The sequence below is a fragment of the Vibrio sagamiensis NBRC 104589 genome, from assembly GCF_007990935.1.
GTDB classification, from domain to species: domain Bacteria; phylum Pseudomonadota; class Gammaproteobacteria; order Enterobacterales; family Vibrionaceae; genus Vibrio; species Vibrio sagamiensis.
Genome location: NZ_BJXJ01000005.1, coordinates 1 through 16,903, shown reverse-complemented (window position 1 = coordinate 16,903; position 16,903 = coordinate 1). Strand labels below are relative to the sequence as shown.

The following is a 16,903-nucleotide window of genomic DNA, read 5'->3' as shown; positions in this document are numbered from 1 at the left end:
GAGAACTATTATTCAATAGTCTCGCTTTTCTTTTTAATTATTACGATGGCTTTCGAGGTAATATCAAGTTACTTGCTCGCCGTAGTGAACTCTCAATTTTTTCGCTACTGAAACGAGATTGGCTAAAGCCGCTTCAGTTTCTGGCCAATTACGCGTTTTCAAACCACAGTCTGGGTTTACCCATAAACGCTGCACTGGAATGCTTTCTGCTGCTTTTTTGAGCAATCTTTCGATCCACTCTTCCGTTGGAATAATCGGTGAGTGAATATCATACACACCAGGTCCTATCTCATTTGGGTATTTAAACTCCTCAAACGCCTTAAGTAGAGCCATGTTAGAGCGAGATGTTTCGATAGTGATAACATCCGCATCCAAAGCTGCAATCGCAGCGATGATTTCATTAAATTCGCTATAACACATGTGGGTATGAATTTGAGTTGCGGGTGCTGCACTTGCCGCAGAAATTTTAAAGGCTTCAATAGCCCATGCGAGGTAATGAGTGTGCTCTCGCGTTTTAAGTGGTAATCCTTCACGCAATGCAGGCTCGTCAATTTGAATGATATTAATCCCCGCTTTTTGTAAATCTGTCACTTCATCTCTCAGTGCAAGGGCAATCTGACGTGCGGCGGTTTGACGCGGGATATCTTCACGCGGGAAAGTCCAACACAAGATAGTTACTGGCCCCGTCAGCATCCCTTTCATTTTCTTTTGAGTTAAAGACTGCGCATAACTCGTCCACTCTACTGTTATTGGCTTTTCTCTTTCAATATCAGCAACAACCACAGCCGGTTTGACACAACGCGAACCATAACTCTGCACCCAACCAAATTGTGTCGTTTGAAAGCCCGCTAAGTTTTCAGCGAAATACTCAACCATATCATTTCGTTCAGCTTCGCCATGAACCAAAACATCTAAATCCAGTGACTCTTGTCTCTGCACAGCATCACTAATATGTTGTTTTAATGCATGATGATACTCAGTCTCTGATAATTGACCTGAACGGTAAGCCGATCGTTGACAACGAATCGCATCGGTTTGAGGGAAAGAACCAATGGTCGTGGTTGGTAGCAAAGGCAGCTTCAGGACTTCTGCTTGGTGTGCTGCTCGCTCAGCATAAGGCGCCTCTCGCTCGGAAAAACTTGGTGTGATTTGGCAAACTCTGGATTGAATGTGAGGTTTATGCACATAATTGGCGGTCTCACGTATTCTTAAAGGCTGGCTGTAAGTATGACAATCGGCGATGGCCTCTGCGTCACCGTCGAGCGCCCGACCTAATAAAGCAACTTCCGCGACTTTTTGCTTAGCAAAAGCAAACCAGCTTTTAGTCTCTGCAGACAATGCGTTTTCTAACTCTAAATTAACTGGACTGTGTAATAGAGAACAAGAACTTGCAATCCACAGATTATCTTTAAGTTTCGCTTTGATCGGCTGAAGGCATTTGAGTTGATTACTCAAATCAGAGCGCCAAACATTGCGTCCATTGATCACCCCAGCTGAAAGCACCCACCCTTGTGGTAACTTATCCATAACCAACTCTAGCTGCTGTGGTGCCGCAGATAAGTCGATATGAAGACCATCAACTGGTAGTTGTACGATTTTATCCAGTGTTTCGGTAACGCAATCAAAGTAAGTCGTCAGTAAAACTTTGAGATCACCTTTCATCACTTGATAAGCAAGTTTAAAAGCGTTTTGCCATTTTTCATCCAATTCAAGTGCAAGAATGGGTTCATCAACCTGTACCCATTCAACGCCTTGCTGAGAAAGTTTACTTAAAATGCTCTGATAAACGGCAAGTAATCTTGGTAGCAGAGTGAGGCGATCAAAATTGTCATCCACCTCTTTACCAAGATATAAGTAACTTAATGGACCAAGAAGCACGGGTTTCACTTGATGCCCAGCGTTAACTGCTTCGCTGACTTCTTCGAACAATTGCGGCCAACTGACCTTAAAGCTATCGTTTTGACTGAATTCAGGAACAATATAGTGGTAATTGGTATTAAACCACTTGGTCATGTCTGATGCGGCATTTCCAGTGCAACCTCCACCACTTAAACAAACGCCTTCTGTCTGAGATTGACCGCGGGCGACTCTAAATAATGTATCTAAATTGATCCCCTGCTCAGCATGTCGCTTAGGGGTATGTCCTAACAATAAAGAAGTCGTCAAAACATGATCATACCAAGCAAAATCTCCTACTGTGACTAGACTCAAGTTTGATTCCGCCTGAGTATTCCAGTTCTTGTTACGCTGTACACTCCCTACTTGCTTCAAGGCGTCCTGATCAATTTCCCCTCGCCAGTACTGTTCTAGTGCAAATTTAAGTTCTCGCTTTTCTCCAATCCTTGGGTAACCAAGAATATGCGTTGTCGTTGCCATATCTACTTTCCTTCTTTCCATGAATCCTATTTTAGTCACCAAAAAGATGTCTAGATGGCTATTATTAAGTTTCAATGCTTATTGATACAATCTCCATTTATTCAACTTAACGATGAAAAAAATTCATAGTCAGAGCAAAACAAAAAACCACACAAATAGACATCTAGACGTTTACATATCTAATTTTTCTCGGTAAATTAAATCAGGTTGGTTAAAAACTCAGATGATAAAAGGACAAAGGACGTTCATGATCGAATTAAAGCACTTGCGCACCCTAACAACCCTTCGAGAGACCGGGTCACTGACTGCAACTGCCACGAGCCTTCATCTGACCCAATCGGCTCTCTCTCATCAGATTAAAGAGCTTGAGACTCGTATAGGTGGGGCGCTTTTCTTAAGGAAGACTCGTCCTGTCAAGTTTACTTCTGAAGGAAATATATTGCTTCGTCTTGCCGATGAGATTTTGCCTAAGCTTGCTCTAGCAGAAAATGATCTTGCAGGGCTAAAGGAAGACGTAAATGGGCGATTACACATGGCCATAGAATGCCACTCATGCTTTCAATGGTTGATGCCTGCGCTTAAAGAATATCAAATATCTTGGCCAAGTGTCACACTCGATTTTTCCTCTGGATTTGGCTTTGAACCCCTTCCGGCCTTGCTCGCAGGTGAATTGGATTTAGTCATTACTTCTGATATTCAGCCTCGTTCAGATGTCCACTATGAACCTCTGTTTGACTTTGAGATGCGCCTCGTTACGGCTCCCCACCACCCTCTAGCTCAAAAAAAGGCCATCCAACCTGACGATCTCGCCGATCAAACCATGCTCTCTTATCCAGTTCAAAAGCAGAGACTTGATGTGGTTAAACACTTTTTACACCCTGCGGGAATTGAGCCACTGTCTTGGAAGCAAGCTGACAATACCTTAATGATCATCCAAATGGCTTCAGCGGGTTTAGGGGTAGCAGCCCTGCCAAATTGGGCCCTTAAAGAATTTTCTCGGCAAGGGCTAATCGAAAGTCGCCCATTTGGTAACGGTCTTTGGCGACGTTTATTTGCCGCAACTCGACATGCAGAAAAAGATAAACATTATTTAAAGGCTTTTTTTGCGACTGCGCGTCGGCAATGCAGAAGTCACCTTGAAGGTATCAAGATGACTTAAGAGTAGATGAGAAGCTAAGAAGAGACGAACCATTTAACGGTGATAAGCCTTAAACTGGTTCGTGAGTGGATCATATTGGTAACCTAGCATATCCAGTTTACCAATAACCGACTCCGTATCCATCTCGTACATAGAGACCAATTCTTCAAAGCTATCGCATTCTAAGCGAAGTTTTTCATTGACAATCCCTAACAAAATGACACTGTCAAAGTTTTTTACATTGCTTAAATCCATATTGTTTCTCCTCTCTATACCCGATTAACCTGAAAATACTTAGGTATAAACAAAGCGTAGACTTAATTTAACAATATAGAAGTGAACTCAGCCGAAGTCCCAATAACATTGCAACTTGTCACTGTTTGCTTCTTTCGCCTAGAGCCTCATGCAACTTCAAGATACTTGGGGATAAGTAACACTTAATGACTAATCAAAAACAAATGTTGTAAAACCGTCATTGAGGATAAAGATAACAAAAGAGCTAACGCTAATTGCATCTTATTCGGTGCTTTATGCAAAAATAAATGCCAGCACCAAAGGACAATGGCCGCAATCAGTAACACTAAAGCAATCAGAATAGCAGGAGTTTCTGCTTTCAATGCGACTTCATCAAGCTGATAAGCCGAAAAAAGCATGGTCACAGCCAGCAACATCCCTGACAAAATACCCGTTACTGGTAAGATCCGATAAAATGCTTGCAATCGACTGCGAGCTATCGTGAGTAATAACTGTGCAAAAATAGCTCCAATAAAGAAAATCATCAGAATCATCGCACCTGAAGCGGCCCAATGAGGCTGCTCAAACACTTGAAGGCCGACGTATATCAGTGCCAATAAATTCGATGCATGAAGCACCCATAGAGGGCCTTGATCACGTGTTTTTTTCGTTTGGACTTGCGAATAAAAATAAAAAATTGCGAAAGCGATCACCAACGCTCCAAGATGTAACGAGGCGACAGCAAGCCAAAGTAACGCAATCGGTGGCAACATTTTGTGCAAACGGCCACGCTGCCCTGGGCAAAGCTCGCCCTTAATCAATAGCAACGTCAACAATGTTTGTGCCCCCAACAACATTGGAGGAAAAGTTAACAAGAGTTGTTGAAACATAATAAATGTAAGCTCAAAGATAATTTAGTTGTTGATAATAGCAAATCAACCTAGCGCAAACCACAGCTTCTATACCTTAAGTGAAGTATCCAAGTGACCTTAAAATGCTTGAGTATGGCTAGCTTTGCGTCTTATCTATTAGAAATAAGTATCTAAATCTATAAATTTTATCCAACTCGGCGGGATCTGTTGTTTGCCGCTGGATACCTGATCATCAAATCGCTATAATTCGCGCTCCCTGGAACAGAGAACAAAATATGACCAACGACATGACTCCTATTCACGAATATAAAAAATACTGGGCAGAGTGTTTTGGCTCGGCACCTTTTTTGCCGACCAGCCGCAAAGAAATGGATGCCCTAGGGTGGGATAGTTGTGACATTATTATTGTCACGGGAGATGCATACGTAGACCACCCAAGCTTTGGTATGGCAATCATTGGGCGCTTGCTCGAAGCCCAAGGTTTTCGTGTTGGTATTATTGCTCAACCGGAGTGGCATAACAAAGATGCTTTTATGCAACTTGGTCAACCTAACCTGTTCTTTGGAATCACTGCTGGTAACATGGATTCCATGATTAACCGTTATACAGCGGACAAGAAATTACGTCACGACGATGCCTATACCCCTAATAATGAAGGCGGCAAGCGTCCTGACCGAGCCACATTAGTTTACTCTCAACGCTGTAAAGAAGCTTATAAAGGTACCCCAATCGTTCTTGGTGGTATCGAAGCCAGCTTGCGCCGAGTCGCCCACTACGATTATTGGTCCGATAAAGTGCGCCGCTCGGTGTTATTCGATGCTAAGGCAGATATCCTACTCTTTGGTAACGCGGAACGCGCGCTTGTGGAAGTCGCACACCGTCTCGCGAATGGCGAAGATATTGCAACAATGACCAATATTCGTGGTACTGCCGTGACTTTGCAAGCAGAACCTGAAGGTTATAAAGTCATTGACTCATCTCGCATCGAAAAACCACGCAAAGAAGCATTTGTGCCGAAAAATCCTTATGAAGTTGAGACACAGTGTGATACGAAAAAAGACGAGCCCATTGCACAACCGATAACGATTCGTCCATCACGCCACGACGCGGCGAATACTGCCGTTCGTTTACCGTCATTTGAAAAACTGCACAACGACCGTATTCTTTATGCTCACGCTAGCCGTATATTGCATTTAGAAACCAACCCGTATTCAGGCCGAGCTTTGCTGCAACGTCACGGTGACCGTGAGTTATGGGTCAACCAAGCACCGATCCCTCTTACAACCGAAGAAATGGATTTTGTGTTTGGCTTGCCTTACGCTCGTGTTCCTCACCCTATGTATGGCAAGGCCAAAATCCCTGCTTATGACATGATAAAAACTTCAGTTAACATCATGCGTGGTTGTTTTGGCGGATGTTCATTCTGTTCGATTACCGAGCATGAAGGACGCATCATCCAAAACCGTTCTCAAGAGTCGATTCTTAATGAACTAGAAGAAATTCGCGACAAAGTACCTGGCTTTACCGGAACCATTTCGGATCTTGGCGGACCAACAGCGAATATGTACCGCTTAGGCTGTAGCGATCCCAAAGCAGAAGCGAATTGTCGCCGACCTTCGTGTGTATTCCCTGGCATTTGTAACAAGCTCAATACTGACCATAGACATACTATCGATCTTTACCGCGCTGCTCGTAAAGTCGATGGCATTAAAAAAGTCATGATCGCATCAGGCGTTCGCTATGATCTTGCCATCGAATCACCGGAGTACGTCAAAGAGTTGGTCACTCATCATGTTGGTGGCTACCTGAAAATCGCACCTGAACATACTGAAAAAGGTCCACTGGACCTTATGATGAAACCTGGCATGGGCACCTACGATAAATTTAAAGAAATGTTCGAGAAATACAGTACGGAAGCTGGTAAAAAACAATATCTGATTCCTTACTTTATCTCTGCCCACCCTGGCACTGAAGATGAAGATATGTTGAATCTTGCCCTCTGGCTGAAGAAAAACAACTTCGAATGTGACCAAGTGCAAAACTTCTACCCATCACCGATGTGTAATGCAACGTCTATGTACTATTCCGAGACGAACCCACTTAAGCGCGTGAAGTACAAGAAACGCGAAGATGTTCCCGTTGCTAAAGGGGAACGTCAGCGTCGTCTTCATAAAGCCCTACTGCGTTATCATGATCCAGCTAACTGGCCAATAATACGCGAAGCCCTAATCAACATGGGCAAAAAACATTTGATTGGTGATAAGCCTAGCTGTCTAGTTCCTGCTGAAGATACCGATACGCTAACACCAGCCCAACGCCGTAAATCTGGGCGACATGGTGTAAATCGTTTCGCGACGAAGCATACCAAAAACCAACCAGGCTTCGGTGGTCATCTAAATAAGTCATCAGACAAAGGGACGCGAGGAGAGAAACCGACCAATCATCGTGCTGGTAAACCTAAAAATGGTCAGTCAGGTTCACGAAATAATGGCAGTAGCCATGGTAACAGCCAACGCAACAACCACGGCGCAAGCTCAGCAAATGGAAGAAAATCAACCAACCAAGGAAAACCAAAGTCGAGACAACGCTAAAGGTTAAAAGTTTGCTTTAGATTGTATACCCAAGTATAACCTCAAGGTGCTTGGGTATATTTACTGATATTAAATCTATGAAAACAAAAATAGACGCAGTGGTTGCAAGACTCGTTAACCATTTTGATGGACTTAATGATGCTAATGAAGATATTGACCAGCTTGCTAAAACTGTTGCTTGTTCCAAGTATCATCTGATCAGATGCTTCAAACAGCAAACAGGCTACACTATTCACCAGTTTAGTCGACTTATTCGTTTAAAACACGCAGCCTTTCTTCTCTATTTTAAGCCAGAAATGACCATTCTTGACATCAGTTTAAAATGCCAGTTCAGTAGTCATGAAGGGTTGCTCAAAGCGTTTAAAAGCTTTACCGGAATGACACCGAGTGATTTTCGCACGAAGCCAAATTGGCAACCAATATGTCAATTTCTATCTTCATATACCGTCGGTTTTGAGACTTGTTTACAAGAAGTAGAATTACGCCATATAGATGAATTCAACATTGTTGGTTTAGCAAAAAAGTGCGGTGAATTTGATGGTTTTACTGTTTTAAAAACTTTCTTTGAACATAAAAAGAGGTTTGGCGTACAAGACGGTTCATTTTATGTTATTAATACTGCCTCTCACAATGGATACCACCCTACACTTCCTCCCAAATTAACTCGAAATAAAATTGTTGCTTTCAAAGCCTCAAAAATATCAAATTTTAGCACCAGCCCTTTAGACATATACTCTGTTCCAGCTGGTAATTACCTTTGTATGACTTTTAAAGGTGATACTAATGGTCATATTGAAGATTTATATTACTATATTTTTCAATACTTAGCGCAACATAATATCACTTGGAATAAATCTCCTTTAATTCATTACTTCTCTCAGCCTTTTTTCGAGGCGACACCTTCAGTTCTAACTTGTTCTATTATGGTTCCACTAGCACCTTCACTGTAATTTTAAAGACAGTAATTTTACTGAAATAAATTAAGCAATTTTGTTCAAGTGAGCATTTTAACCTTGTGATAGTCTCCCTAACTCTGATTTATCAATAAGGAGGTGCCTGTGAAGTGTCCATTAAACCCACCCTATAAATTTTATCTTATGGTATCAGCCATTGCTTTAATGAACTTACTTATTAGCATGGATATGACCATGATGAACCTAGCATTAAATGATATTGCCAAAGGATTTGATATCCCTGTACTTAAAAGTCAAATGGTCATTACCGTTTACTATTTAACTTCCGCAATAACGTTTATTGTATTTGGAAAATTAGCTGATTACTTTGGTTATAAACGTGTTTTTCTATTCGGTATAATTTTCTTTACTATTGCCTCATTCATTGCAGGTAATGCACAGAGTCTTAATATGCTCATTTTAGCACGTATATTACAAGGGATCGGTTTTGGTGCGACCTTAGGCTTATCATCTCTACTTGTTGTTACACAGTCACCGAGCCATAAAAAAGGGATAGCATGTAGCTTGCTGATCTCTGTAAGTTCTATAGGGCAAATATTAGGTCCTACTGTGGGTGGTTATATTATTCATTACTGGGGATGGAGTTGGACCTTTTTGATTAATGTTCCCGTTGGTATTATTTCTTTTCTCGGTAGCTATTACTTCACACAGAATGATAAAAAAGAGAATTTAGGTACGTTAAATATTAAAGAAATTATCCTATTTTTACTCGGTACTGGTGGATTACTTTCAGCTATAACTCTTTATCAGGAAATCTCTTGGGACCAGTCTTTACTATTAATCAGTGTGGGGGTGCTCTCTATTGGCTACTATATAAATCAATACAAAAGTTTAAAACTACCACTGATAGAAAATAATATACTGAAAAATAAAGAATTTATCAGAATTGTAGCCATTCGTTTTTCTTACATGGTATTTGTTGGAGCATGGTTATACTTTATGCCCATCTATTTGCAAAATAATCTTAACTATTCAGTACAAGCTACAGGATCTATTTTACTTACTATGTCTCTAATTGTAGCCAGTAGCTCCCTTTTTATCGGAAAAATGATTGATAGATTTGGTTATCAATATATGTTGCTTATATCTGTTGTAGCAATACAAATCACTGGCATGATCATGTTTGGGATATTTAACGGCTTTTATTCATTAATTTTTCTCATCGCTGCATGTGTTAGTATTGGATTTGCTATTTCATTTCAAGGTAGTGCTTCCGTGATAGGTATAAATCAAGTAATTAAAGGCAATCACAAAGGAGCTGCGATGGGAGTATTTTATACCTCTGCTCTAGCTGGCTCTTGCTTAGGTATTTCAGTAGGGTCTTATCTAGTAAGAGAGCTAAGTTCAAAAAAATTCAAATTACTATCAAATGGCATGCACTATAGTAAACAACTTGAAAGTATGAATCTACAATATGGAAAACCAACTGCACTCCAAATAACATTGAACGAGAGTCTAAACTACGGACTCAGCATAATGTTTATACTTTTTTCACTCTTGGTCTTATTTACAATGCCATTAACGATTAAATTAATACGAAACCAGGATTTTCCTGTGTAACTATTCAATAAAAATATAATCAAGTTCACATTTGAAATTCTATTTCCCCTAGATAATATAGGTATTAAACATGAGATTTATCACATAAATATAACATAATTACATGCAATTAAAACGCTTAATTATATAACAAAACAATCAACAAACCTCGCATTGCTCACTTTTTGCTCTTATTTTAGTGGTTATCTAAATTTCGGTAACATTAGTATATTGAATAAAACCACACAGTATGAATAAATAATATTTTACACTGTTATTACAATTGATTATGACCTCTGTATTTTCTCATGTAGTGTAATTTTTACCCCACAAGAGAGGTTAAATTATGAAAAAATTTACAATATTAACAGGTGCTTTATTTGCTATAACATATCTTATTTCGGCTAAGTCTTTCTCTGCAAATGTGGTTGATCTAGACCAAATCCAGATATCCTCAGGTGAGATTTCACTACTCAGAAACTTATTAGCTCTTGAGCAATCAAGTGATTTGGTTTTAACCTTGACTCAAGAATTACCTGACGGCAGTAAAAAACAGAAATTCAGTCAAGAATATAATAACACCAATATCAAATCGGCTAATGTAACAATCAAAGTAGACCCGAAAAACTCTCGTCGTTTTATTGAAGCACACGGATTAGTCATTCGAGGCTTGGCTCGCGATCTGGCGACTGATAGGCCAATGATTGACTCTGCAACGATGAAAGATCTCGTCGCGACAAGACGTAACCTTAGCCAAACGCAACGAAATACTCTTAAAATACAGAAATACATCGAGTTAGATGCGAATCAAAAAGCCACTTATGTTTATCAACTTAATTATATTGAAATTAACGGTAAAAAAGTAAAGCGTCCTTTTATTATTGTTGATGCCAAGACAGGTGAATTCATTAGAGAATGGGATGGGATGCATCAAGCAAAAGTGCCAGCTCTCGGGAATGGTATTGGTGGTAATGAAAAAACCCAAGCGTATCGTTATGGTACACAATATGATCATTTGAATATAACCAAAGAAAATAACCGCTGTTATCTCGATAATGATCAAGTCATGACGATTGATATGCGTTACAGTTGGGACTTAGAAGAAGAGCATCCTGCCTATTCTTACCCTTGTTACGATGAAACAAACACCAATGACCGACGTTTCGTTAATGGAGCTTATTCTGCTTTAAATGACGCTCATTACTTTGGCAATGTTATTTATCGTTTATATCAAGATTGGGTTAATACAGCTCCACTGACTTTTAAACTCAAAATGCGGGTTCACTTTGGCTTTGAATATGAAAATGCCTTCTGGGATGGTGAGGCCATGACATTCGGTGATGGTGAAAATGAGTTTTATCCACTTGTCGATATTAATGTAAGCACTCATGAAGTCAGCCATGGCTTTACTGAACAAAACTCGAATTTGGAGTACAGTAAACAGTCTGGAGGTATCAACGAAGCATTCTCAGACATCGCAGGTGAAGCCGCTGAGTATTACATGAAAGGCAGTGTTGACTGGATTGTAGGTGCTGATATTACCAAAGGTGAAGGCGGTCTTCGCTACTTTGACCAGCCGGAGAAAGATGGTCACTCGATCGCTCACTTCCGTGATTACAATGATGACATCAATGTACATTTGAGTAGCGGTATCTTCAATAAAGCTTTCTACTTATTGGTGACTCAAAACCAATGGAACATAAAAGATGCATTCCATGCTTTTGCCCTTGCGAATCAACTGTACTGGCATGAACAATCAACCTTCGACCATGCAGCCTGCGGTGTCAAACGTGCTGCTAAAGATTTAAACCTTGATCAACGAGATGTTGTCGATGCCTTCTATGCTGTCGGGGTAAATGCTATATGCTCACTGCCTGCCGACATAACTAAACTTGAATTGGGCGTTCCTATCGAAGGATTAGCCGGACGTAAGAATGAAGATTACTATTACTCTGTTTATGTACCTGCTGGGTCAAGTAAACTCACTATAAATTTGCAACATTCTGATCATCAAAGCAGTAACGATGCCGATTTATACGTTAGCCTAGGGGAAAAGCCTACCTCAACAGAAGCACAATGCCAGTCAAGAGGTGATGGACGTCTAGAGCAGTGCCGTTTCACTGCACCAGAACCAGGCCTATACCTCATCTTGGTAAGAGGTTATTTTGATTTCAACAACTATCATTTAATCGCGAACGTTGAGTAAATTCAGCTTCAACTGATGATCTGCTGGTTTGACGTTCAGACCAGCATTCGTCTGCACTGTTTTTTATTAACCCAAACGACAAATGCATCAGTAAAAGCCCAAATCTCGTTAACACGCCTAAGAGCCAGTATCATCTCTCTGAACGCGGCCTCTCTAGGTTACTTGGATATAAATGTCACTCGATGCATCTTTCTTGGTGTATCACCATAATCGATCACGGCATAGTGTTGTGTGACACGGTTATCCCAGATAGCCAAGGCCCCTTTTTTCCATTTATAACGCACTTGAAACTCTGGTTGACGTGCTCGTGCGAATAACTCATTCAACAGCGCTTGGCTCTCTTGGCGATTAATCCCTTCAATATAGCGTGTGAACTGTTCATTAATGTACAGCGTTTCTTTTCCCGTCTCTGGGTGAGTTTGTACCATTGGGTGAGCGACCGCAGGATTGGCTTGAGCAATGCCCACCAACTTTTTCTGCCATTCATATCGAATGTTTTTATGTGATTCACTTTCTAGATCCACTAAAGAATGTACTGCCCTTAGCTTTCTGAGCTTGTCTTGTGTCACTTTGTCTAGTGATTCAAACACGGCCGTCATAGAACACCATATCGTGTCACCACCTACATCGGGTATGTGTTGGGCATGTAACAGCGATCCCTTTGAAGGTTCACTTCGCCAAGTGAGATCGGTATGCCATTGGCTTTCTACTGGTGCATGACCCGGAATGGTTTCAATCACACTGATTTGCGGAGCATCCGGAACATTCGGAAAGAAAGGGTGCGGAGGTTCAAGCTGACCAAATCGTTCTGCAAGACGTAAATGTTGCTCTGATGAGAGAGAGTAAGCATCTACAAATATCACCTGATACTCTAGAAATGCTTGATACAAAGTATCCAACTCTCTAGCGCTACTTTGCGTTAAATCGATACCGTCAACATAAGCACCGATATTTGGCGTTATCGCTCGAATATCCAACATAGCTCTCTCTGTCCTAATAACATAATTTTCACCGTCTAAGTCACTTCAAGGTGCTTGGGTATCAATCAAATAAAGTTAATTATTTAATTCTACCGTTCCAAATGGATGATATTACTATCAATAGCGAGGTTATGAAAAGAACGATACAGAATAAGACCATCTTTATATGTATAGACAGGTGACCTCAAGATACTTGATTCTCTTTACTAAGAGTAATGTGCTTATTTTGATAGCCCAATCGCCAGTATTTCAGTTTCAATACGAGCATACCACCTGCGAAATAAGACAACCCACACGCACCAAAAAAATCTCATCGCGACGATCCAAAACAATGACATAGGTTGATTGTGCTTATATTTTTTCGTGAATCTCATACCTGCAGTACTTCCACCAATACTCCACATAAATCGTCACTTTAATCGTAATTTCCTAGATTTTGTTCTTTAAATCACGCTACACTGTATCGCTTTCTATCTTTAAGTCCGATCCATAAAGTGTGTAATCAATTGATGACTCTAAGTGACAGTCCAGTAACCCAGCACCAGTTCAATGGTCAGCCCTTTTACCTCAAACGAGACGATCTCCTACACGCTCATTTTTCAGGGAATAAAGCCCGTAAGTTCATGTCTTTGCTGGATACGCCTTCTTCTGGGATAACCACCTTGGTCAGTTACGGCTCTGCTCAATCAAATGCGATGTATTCACTCGCCGCGCTTGCACAGCTTAAAGGTTGGAAGTTTGAATATTATGTGCAACAAATCCCTAATTGGTTAAGAAGCAATCCTATCGGTAACTATCGAGCTGCACTTGAACTCGGTATGGACATCACTTCCTTACACAGTCTTCAAACCAACCTTCGCCCAAAAGATTACGTAGAAGGAATACAGGAAAATAACGATTCCGTGTTAGTCGTGCCAGAAGGCGGATACACTAATATGTCTGAGCCAGGCATCAAACAACTTGCGCTGGAAATCTTAAATTGGTCAGCCCAACAGCACATTTCCTTATCTTCTCTGGCTATAGCCTTGCCTTCAGGAACAGGCACAACATCATTGTATTTAAGCAAATATCTTCAACTCCATGGCATTGAAGTATTGACATGTGCTTGTGTTGGAGGAGAGGCGTACCTCACCGAGCAGTTCAATCAACTTGAAACGACAAATCACCCAACAATTCTCTCTGTGAGAGCAAAGCATCACTTCGGCCATCTATATCGAAGTGATTACGCTGTCTGGTCTGAATTATACAATCAAACACAAGTCGAGTTCGATCTGCTTTATGACCCCTACATGTGGCAATGCCTTCAGCCTTGGTTGGCACAAAACCAACACAAAACTCTACTCTATATTCATCAAGGTGGTATTGTGGGCAACGAATCTATGCTACCAAGATATCAACGCCAATTTGATTCAGCATTATAAAATGTTAACGATGAGACTTGTTGCCAGAACATTAGGCTACCCTTAAAAGTCAAATGCGAGACCAAGCCCTACAGCAGTATCATCAAAGTTGTAATTGGATATCGTCAGGCCATAACCAGTTTCCACTTTCATGTAACCACGTAAACCTTGGTACACGGGAAAATCCCAAGACATACGATAAAAACCATTCTGCCAATCTTTAGTAAAAAGATTACCAACGGTCAATTTGACGATACTATTGCCATCTTCTGGGCGCCAACCAAATTGAAGTTCTCCATGTCCAAGAAAATCAACAATATCAGGATTATACTTATTATCACCAACAACTATCCAGGGTTTGAAACCAATAAAACCTGAGCGTAAATTCAATTGAGCTTCCATGTAAATTCGGTTCCAGCTCACTTCCACGTCACCGCCAGCCCCATTAGATTGGTGCTCTAAGCCTAGAGATAATTGCCAACGCCGATTATCCCAGCGATAGAAGAGCTCTGGATTGTATTGATTATCGCGAAAATATGCAGAATCATCATACGCCTCCCAATTCGAACGCTGAGAGTAAGCGACAAATAAACCATGGCCCTCCTTTTCTAACAGCTTATATTTCATACTGAGTTGAAATTGAACAAATAAAGCTTTTGCGGCGTGCTGATTAGGGTTTAAAGGTTTAAAGCGCCTTTGGTTCACATTAGATTCCCAATAGGCAGGAAGCAGATAGTTGTCATAGTGTGCTGAGAATCGACTATGATTGGCCATTGCATGACTAGACAAAAGTAAACCAAAAATAGAAGTATAAATTAACCCTTTTAATACGAGCATAATAATCCTTTAACTTGAAATCATAGACAATGAAATTGAATGCTTTTAGGGCACCTTTTCTACTAGCACTAGCCTATCGATTAAAGTTAGTAGTTGAGATAACCAATTAACCAACAGATGCGTTGAGATACGACGGGTTACCTAATGCTAGGTCGTATAAAGTTTAGGTGTTATCCGATAAATGACGAGGGCTTATGCTTATTTTTTGTTCTAGGAAGAAATGACTTTAAGACACTTGACTTCCATACTTTAGCCAAAAATTGATGGATTGCTATGGACGATCTGTTATTGAAGATAATTTTAATTAAGAACTGATATGATGCAGTCGTTTCATATCTATAGTAGCAATGGTGAGTATCGGTTGGATTGTGTTGCACAACTTGAGAAACTATGACTTATTTCCATTATTGGAATACTCTATAGCCAAGTAACCTTCGCCTTTATTAATAACACGACCTTGATACACAACGATAGATAACAATAAGAAACATGGGATGTAATATGACTTATTGCTAACTATTCATTAGGCATTAAGGTCGTCATCAACAAAATTACTACTAAAAGTTATGATTTATAGTGCTCATTTAGGATTTGATGTAATGAACCGCTTTATTAAATAAAGTCAGTTTATCGGCAAGTTGTCTTTCAACAGTTGCTACATTCACTTCCCATTCAGAAAGCATTATCAACTTGTCTTTTGTCGTATTCAAAAATACCTGTTCATCAGACATTATTAGCTCCATTAGTTTCGCTGCCTTAAGAGATAATACACGTCTATCACGTAGAGGAATTTCAACAAATGTTTGAATACTCTTTTCATTAAGTGAAATAAAAATCTCCTCGCCGCCAACCAACTCAATAGCAATAGGTTGATCACCCTCAATTCTGGACAACATATTAACAGGTACACCTAAGTTTTCCACCAGGGTTTTGAACGCTATTTCTCGTAATTTTTTCAACATTTACTCCTATGGGTTTACTATTTTTAAAGTTGATATAAATAATATTTATAGCTGTTGGAACAGTGAGTGAAATTGGTCATAAATATTTCCCCCTACCTGTGTAAGCAAAATCATAAAGACCACTAATTTTGCAGCCATTGGCAATCCAGGGTCTTGCACACTAAAGATCGTCTGGAGAAGGCCTACCACGACACCTGTAATAACAAAACTTAAAGAAAATATGATGATCGCATCTTTAACTATCGTCAAACAGGCGGCAGTTACATCAAGTACGTTCATCATACTCCTCCATAAAACTCGTTATCACATGATCTTCAAACTCAAATAAGTAATATTTATTACGGAATAACACTCGATAGCTGTTAACTTGTGGGTATTGCCAGAATATTTCTGGTGCCAAATCATAATTCGTTTGTGCCATTCCAGCTGTAGGTATCACAGTTTGTAATGCGATAATCGAAGGTATAGCAAGCCCTTTTTCAGTCGTAACTTTTAATGTATCTGCAAACATATTCATCGAAGAAAAAGGGATATTTCTAACTTCTGAAGAGGAACGCTCAGTATTGCTGGTGAGACTATTGACAGGACTATGTATCTGGTTTGACACACTTTCCGTCTTAGGCATTCTAGTCTGCGGTACTGCCTCTGTCATCTTACTCTCAGTCTTGTTGACACCACTGTGACCGAGTGTCTGTGAATGAAGCAAATGGGTTTTATTTTGAGTCAAAGGCGAAGCGACACGTTCAGCCACATTTGATACGCTGGCATTGTTCTTCGTCAGCAGACGATTATCC

General features: G+C 40.3%; 13 protein-coding genes and 1 pseudogene. 6 read left to right on the top strand and 8 right to left on the bottom strand.

Going from position 1 to position 16,903, the window contains the following annotated elements; translation table 11 throughout:
- Positions 1-63: 63 nt before the first annotated feature.
- Positions 64-2,376 (bottom strand): 5-methyltetrahydropteroyltriglutamate--homocysteine S-methyltransferase, encoded by a 2,313-nt coding sequence (gene metE, locus VSA01S_RS03555; protein ID WP_039980668.1) that lies wholly within the window; start codon positions 2,374-2,376, stop codon positions 64-66.
- A 247-nt stretch (positions 2,377-2,623) separates the two neighbouring features.
- On the opposite strand from metE, the gene VSA01S_RS03550 reads away from it, so the two are divergent.
- Positions 2,624-3,535, top strand: a complete 912-nt coding sequence (locus VSA01S_RS03550) for a LysR substrate-binding domain-containing protein (protein ID WP_050567320.1) — start codon at positions 2,624-2,626, stop codon at positions 3,533-3,535.
- A gap of 33 nt (positions 3,536-3,568) precedes the next feature.
- On the opposite strand, the gene VSA01S_RS03545 is transcribed toward VSA01S_RS03550, so the two are convergent.
- Positions 3,569-3,769: a DUF4250 domain-containing protein gene (locus tag VSA01S_RS03545; RefSeq protein ID WP_039980667.1), complete on the bottom strand. Its 201-nt coding sequence runs from the start codon at positions 3,767-3,769 to the stop codon at positions 3,569-3,571.
- Between the two features lie 182 nt (positions 3,770-3,951).
- The gene (locus VSA01S_RS03540; protein WP_102857636.1) at positions 3,952-4,638 is read right to left on the bottom strand and encodes an HI_1241 family integral membrane domain; all 687 of its coding nucleotides are present in this window, start codon (positions 4,636-4,638) and stop codon (positions 3,952-3,954) included.
- Positions 4,639-4,895: 257 nt separating this feature from the next.
- Between VSA01S_RS03540 and VSA01S_RS03535 the strand changes: the two genes are divergently transcribed.
- From VSA01S_RS03535 to VSA01S_RS03520, 4 genes are all read left to right on the top strand, one after another.
- Entirely contained in the window at positions 4,896-7,211 is a 2,316-nt protein-coding gene (locus tag VSA01S_RS03535) for a YgiQ family radical SAM protein (RefSeq protein ID WP_039980665.1), read from the top strand.
- Between the two features lie 77 nt (positions 7,212-7,288).
- A complete protein-coding gene (locus VSA01S_RS03530; RefSeq protein ID WP_050567319.1) occupies positions 7,289-8,161 on the top strand; it encodes an AraC family transcriptional regulator in 873 nt (290 codons plus the stop codon).
- Between the two features lie 108 nt (positions 8,162-8,269).
- Positions 8,270-9,745, top strand: coding sequence for an MFS transporter (locus VSA01S_RS03525; protein WP_039980664.1), 1,476 nt, complete (start codon positions 8,270-8,272; stop codon positions 9,743-9,745).
- Between the two features lie 325 nt (positions 9,746-10,070).
- Positions 10,071-11,930 (top strand): M4 family metallopeptidase, encoded by a 1,860-nt coding sequence (locus VSA01S_RS03520; RefSeq protein ID WP_039980663.1) that lies wholly within the window; start codon positions 10,071-10,073, stop codon positions 11,928-11,930.
- Positions 11,931-12,088: 158 nt separating this feature from the next.
- On the opposite strand, the gene VSA01S_RS03515 is transcribed toward VSA01S_RS03520, so the two are convergent.
- On the bottom strand, positions 12,089-12,910 hold the full coding sequence (locus VSA01S_RS03515; protein WP_039980662.1) for a TauD/TfdA dioxygenase family protein: 822 nt from the start codon (positions 12,908-12,910) through the stop codon (positions 12,089-12,091).
- 509 nt (positions 12,911-13,419) lie between these two features.
- On the opposite strand from VSA01S_RS03515, the gene VSA01S_RS03510 reads away from it, so the two are divergent.
- The gene (locus tag VSA01S_RS03510; protein ID WP_039980660.1) at positions 13,420-14,331 is read left to right on the top strand and encodes a pyridoxal-phosphate dependent enzyme; all 912 of its coding nucleotides are present in this window, start codon (positions 13,420-13,422) and stop codon (positions 14,329-14,331) included.
- Between the two features lie 42 nt (positions 14,332-14,373).
- Here VSA01S_RS03510 and VSA01S_RS03505 read toward each other — a convergent pair whose 3' ends face one another.
- From VSA01S_RS03505 to VSA01S_RS19920, 4 genes and pseudogenes are all read right to left on the bottom strand, one after another.
- Entirely contained in the window at positions 14,374-15,147 is a 774-nt protein-coding gene (locus VSA01S_RS03505; protein ID WP_039980659.1) for a phospholipase A, read from the bottom strand.
- Between the two features lie 584 nt (positions 15,148-15,731).
- Positions 15,732-16,109, bottom strand: coding sequence for a type III secretion system chaperone family protein (locus VSA01S_RS03500; protein WP_083932232.1), 378 nt, complete (start codon positions 16,107-16,109; stop codon positions 15,732-15,734).
- A 45-nt stretch (positions 16,110-16,154) separates the two neighbouring features.
- On the bottom strand, positions 16,155-16,388 hold the full coding sequence (locus VSA01S_RS03495; RefSeq protein ID WP_039980658.1) for a flagellar biosynthetic protein FliQ: 234 nt from the start codon (positions 16,386-16,388) through the stop codon (positions 16,155-16,157).
- Positions 16,375-16,903, bottom strand: a pseudogene (locus VSA01S_RS19920) (hypothetical protein); the annotation flags it as partial. The pseudogene VSA01S_RS19920 and the gene VSA01S_RS03495, both read right to left, overlap by 14 nt.

Bases quoted from the DNA above. Each gene is read 5' to 3' on its own strand.
- metE (WP_039980668.1), bottom strand. From the start codon at position 2,376: ATGGCAACGACAACGCATATTCTTGGTTACCCAAGGATTGGAGAAAAG.
- VSA01S_RS03495 (WP_039980658.1), bottom strand. From the start codon at position 16,388: ATGAACGTACTTGATGTAACTGCCGCCTGTTTGACGATAGTTAAAGAT.
- VSA01S_RS03515 (WP_039980662.1), bottom strand. From the start codon at position 12,910: ATGTTGGATATTCGAGCGATAACGCCAAATATCGGTGCTTATGTTGAC.
- VSA01S_RS03545 (WP_039980667.1), bottom strand. From the start codon at position 3,769: ATGGATTTAAGCAATGTAAAAAACTTTGACAGTGTCATTTTGTTAGGG.
- VSA01S_RS03535 (WP_039980665.1), top strand. From the start codon at position 4,896: ATGACCAACGACATGACTCCTATTCACGAATATAAAAAATACTGGGCA.
- VSA01S_RS03540 (WP_102857636.1), bottom strand. From the start codon at position 4,638: ATGTTTCAACAACTCTTGTTAACTTTTCCTCCAATGTTGTTGGGGGCA.
- VSA01S_RS03530 (WP_050567319.1), top strand. From the start codon at position 7,289: ATGAAAACAAAAATAGACGCAGTGGTTGCAAGACTCGTTAACCATTTT.
- VSA01S_RS03500 (WP_083932232.1), bottom strand. From the start codon at position 16,109: ATGTTGAAAAAATTACGAGAAATAGCGTTCAAAACCCTGGTGGAAAAC.
- VSA01S_RS03510 (WP_039980660.1), top strand. From the start codon at position 13,420: ATGACTCTAAGTGACAGTCCAGTAACCCAGCACCAGTTCAATGGTCAG.
- VSA01S_RS03520 (WP_039980663.1), top strand. From the start codon at position 10,071: ATGAAAAAATTTACAATATTAACAGGTGCTTTATTTGCTATAACATAT.
- VSA01S_RS03505 (WP_039980659.1), bottom strand. From the start codon at position 15,147: ATGCTCGTATTAAAAGGGTTAATTTATACTTCTATTTTTGGTTTACTT.
- VSA01S_RS03550 (WP_050567320.1), top strand. From the start codon at position 2,624: ATGATCGAATTAAAGCACTTGCGCACCCTAACAACCCTTCGAGAGACC.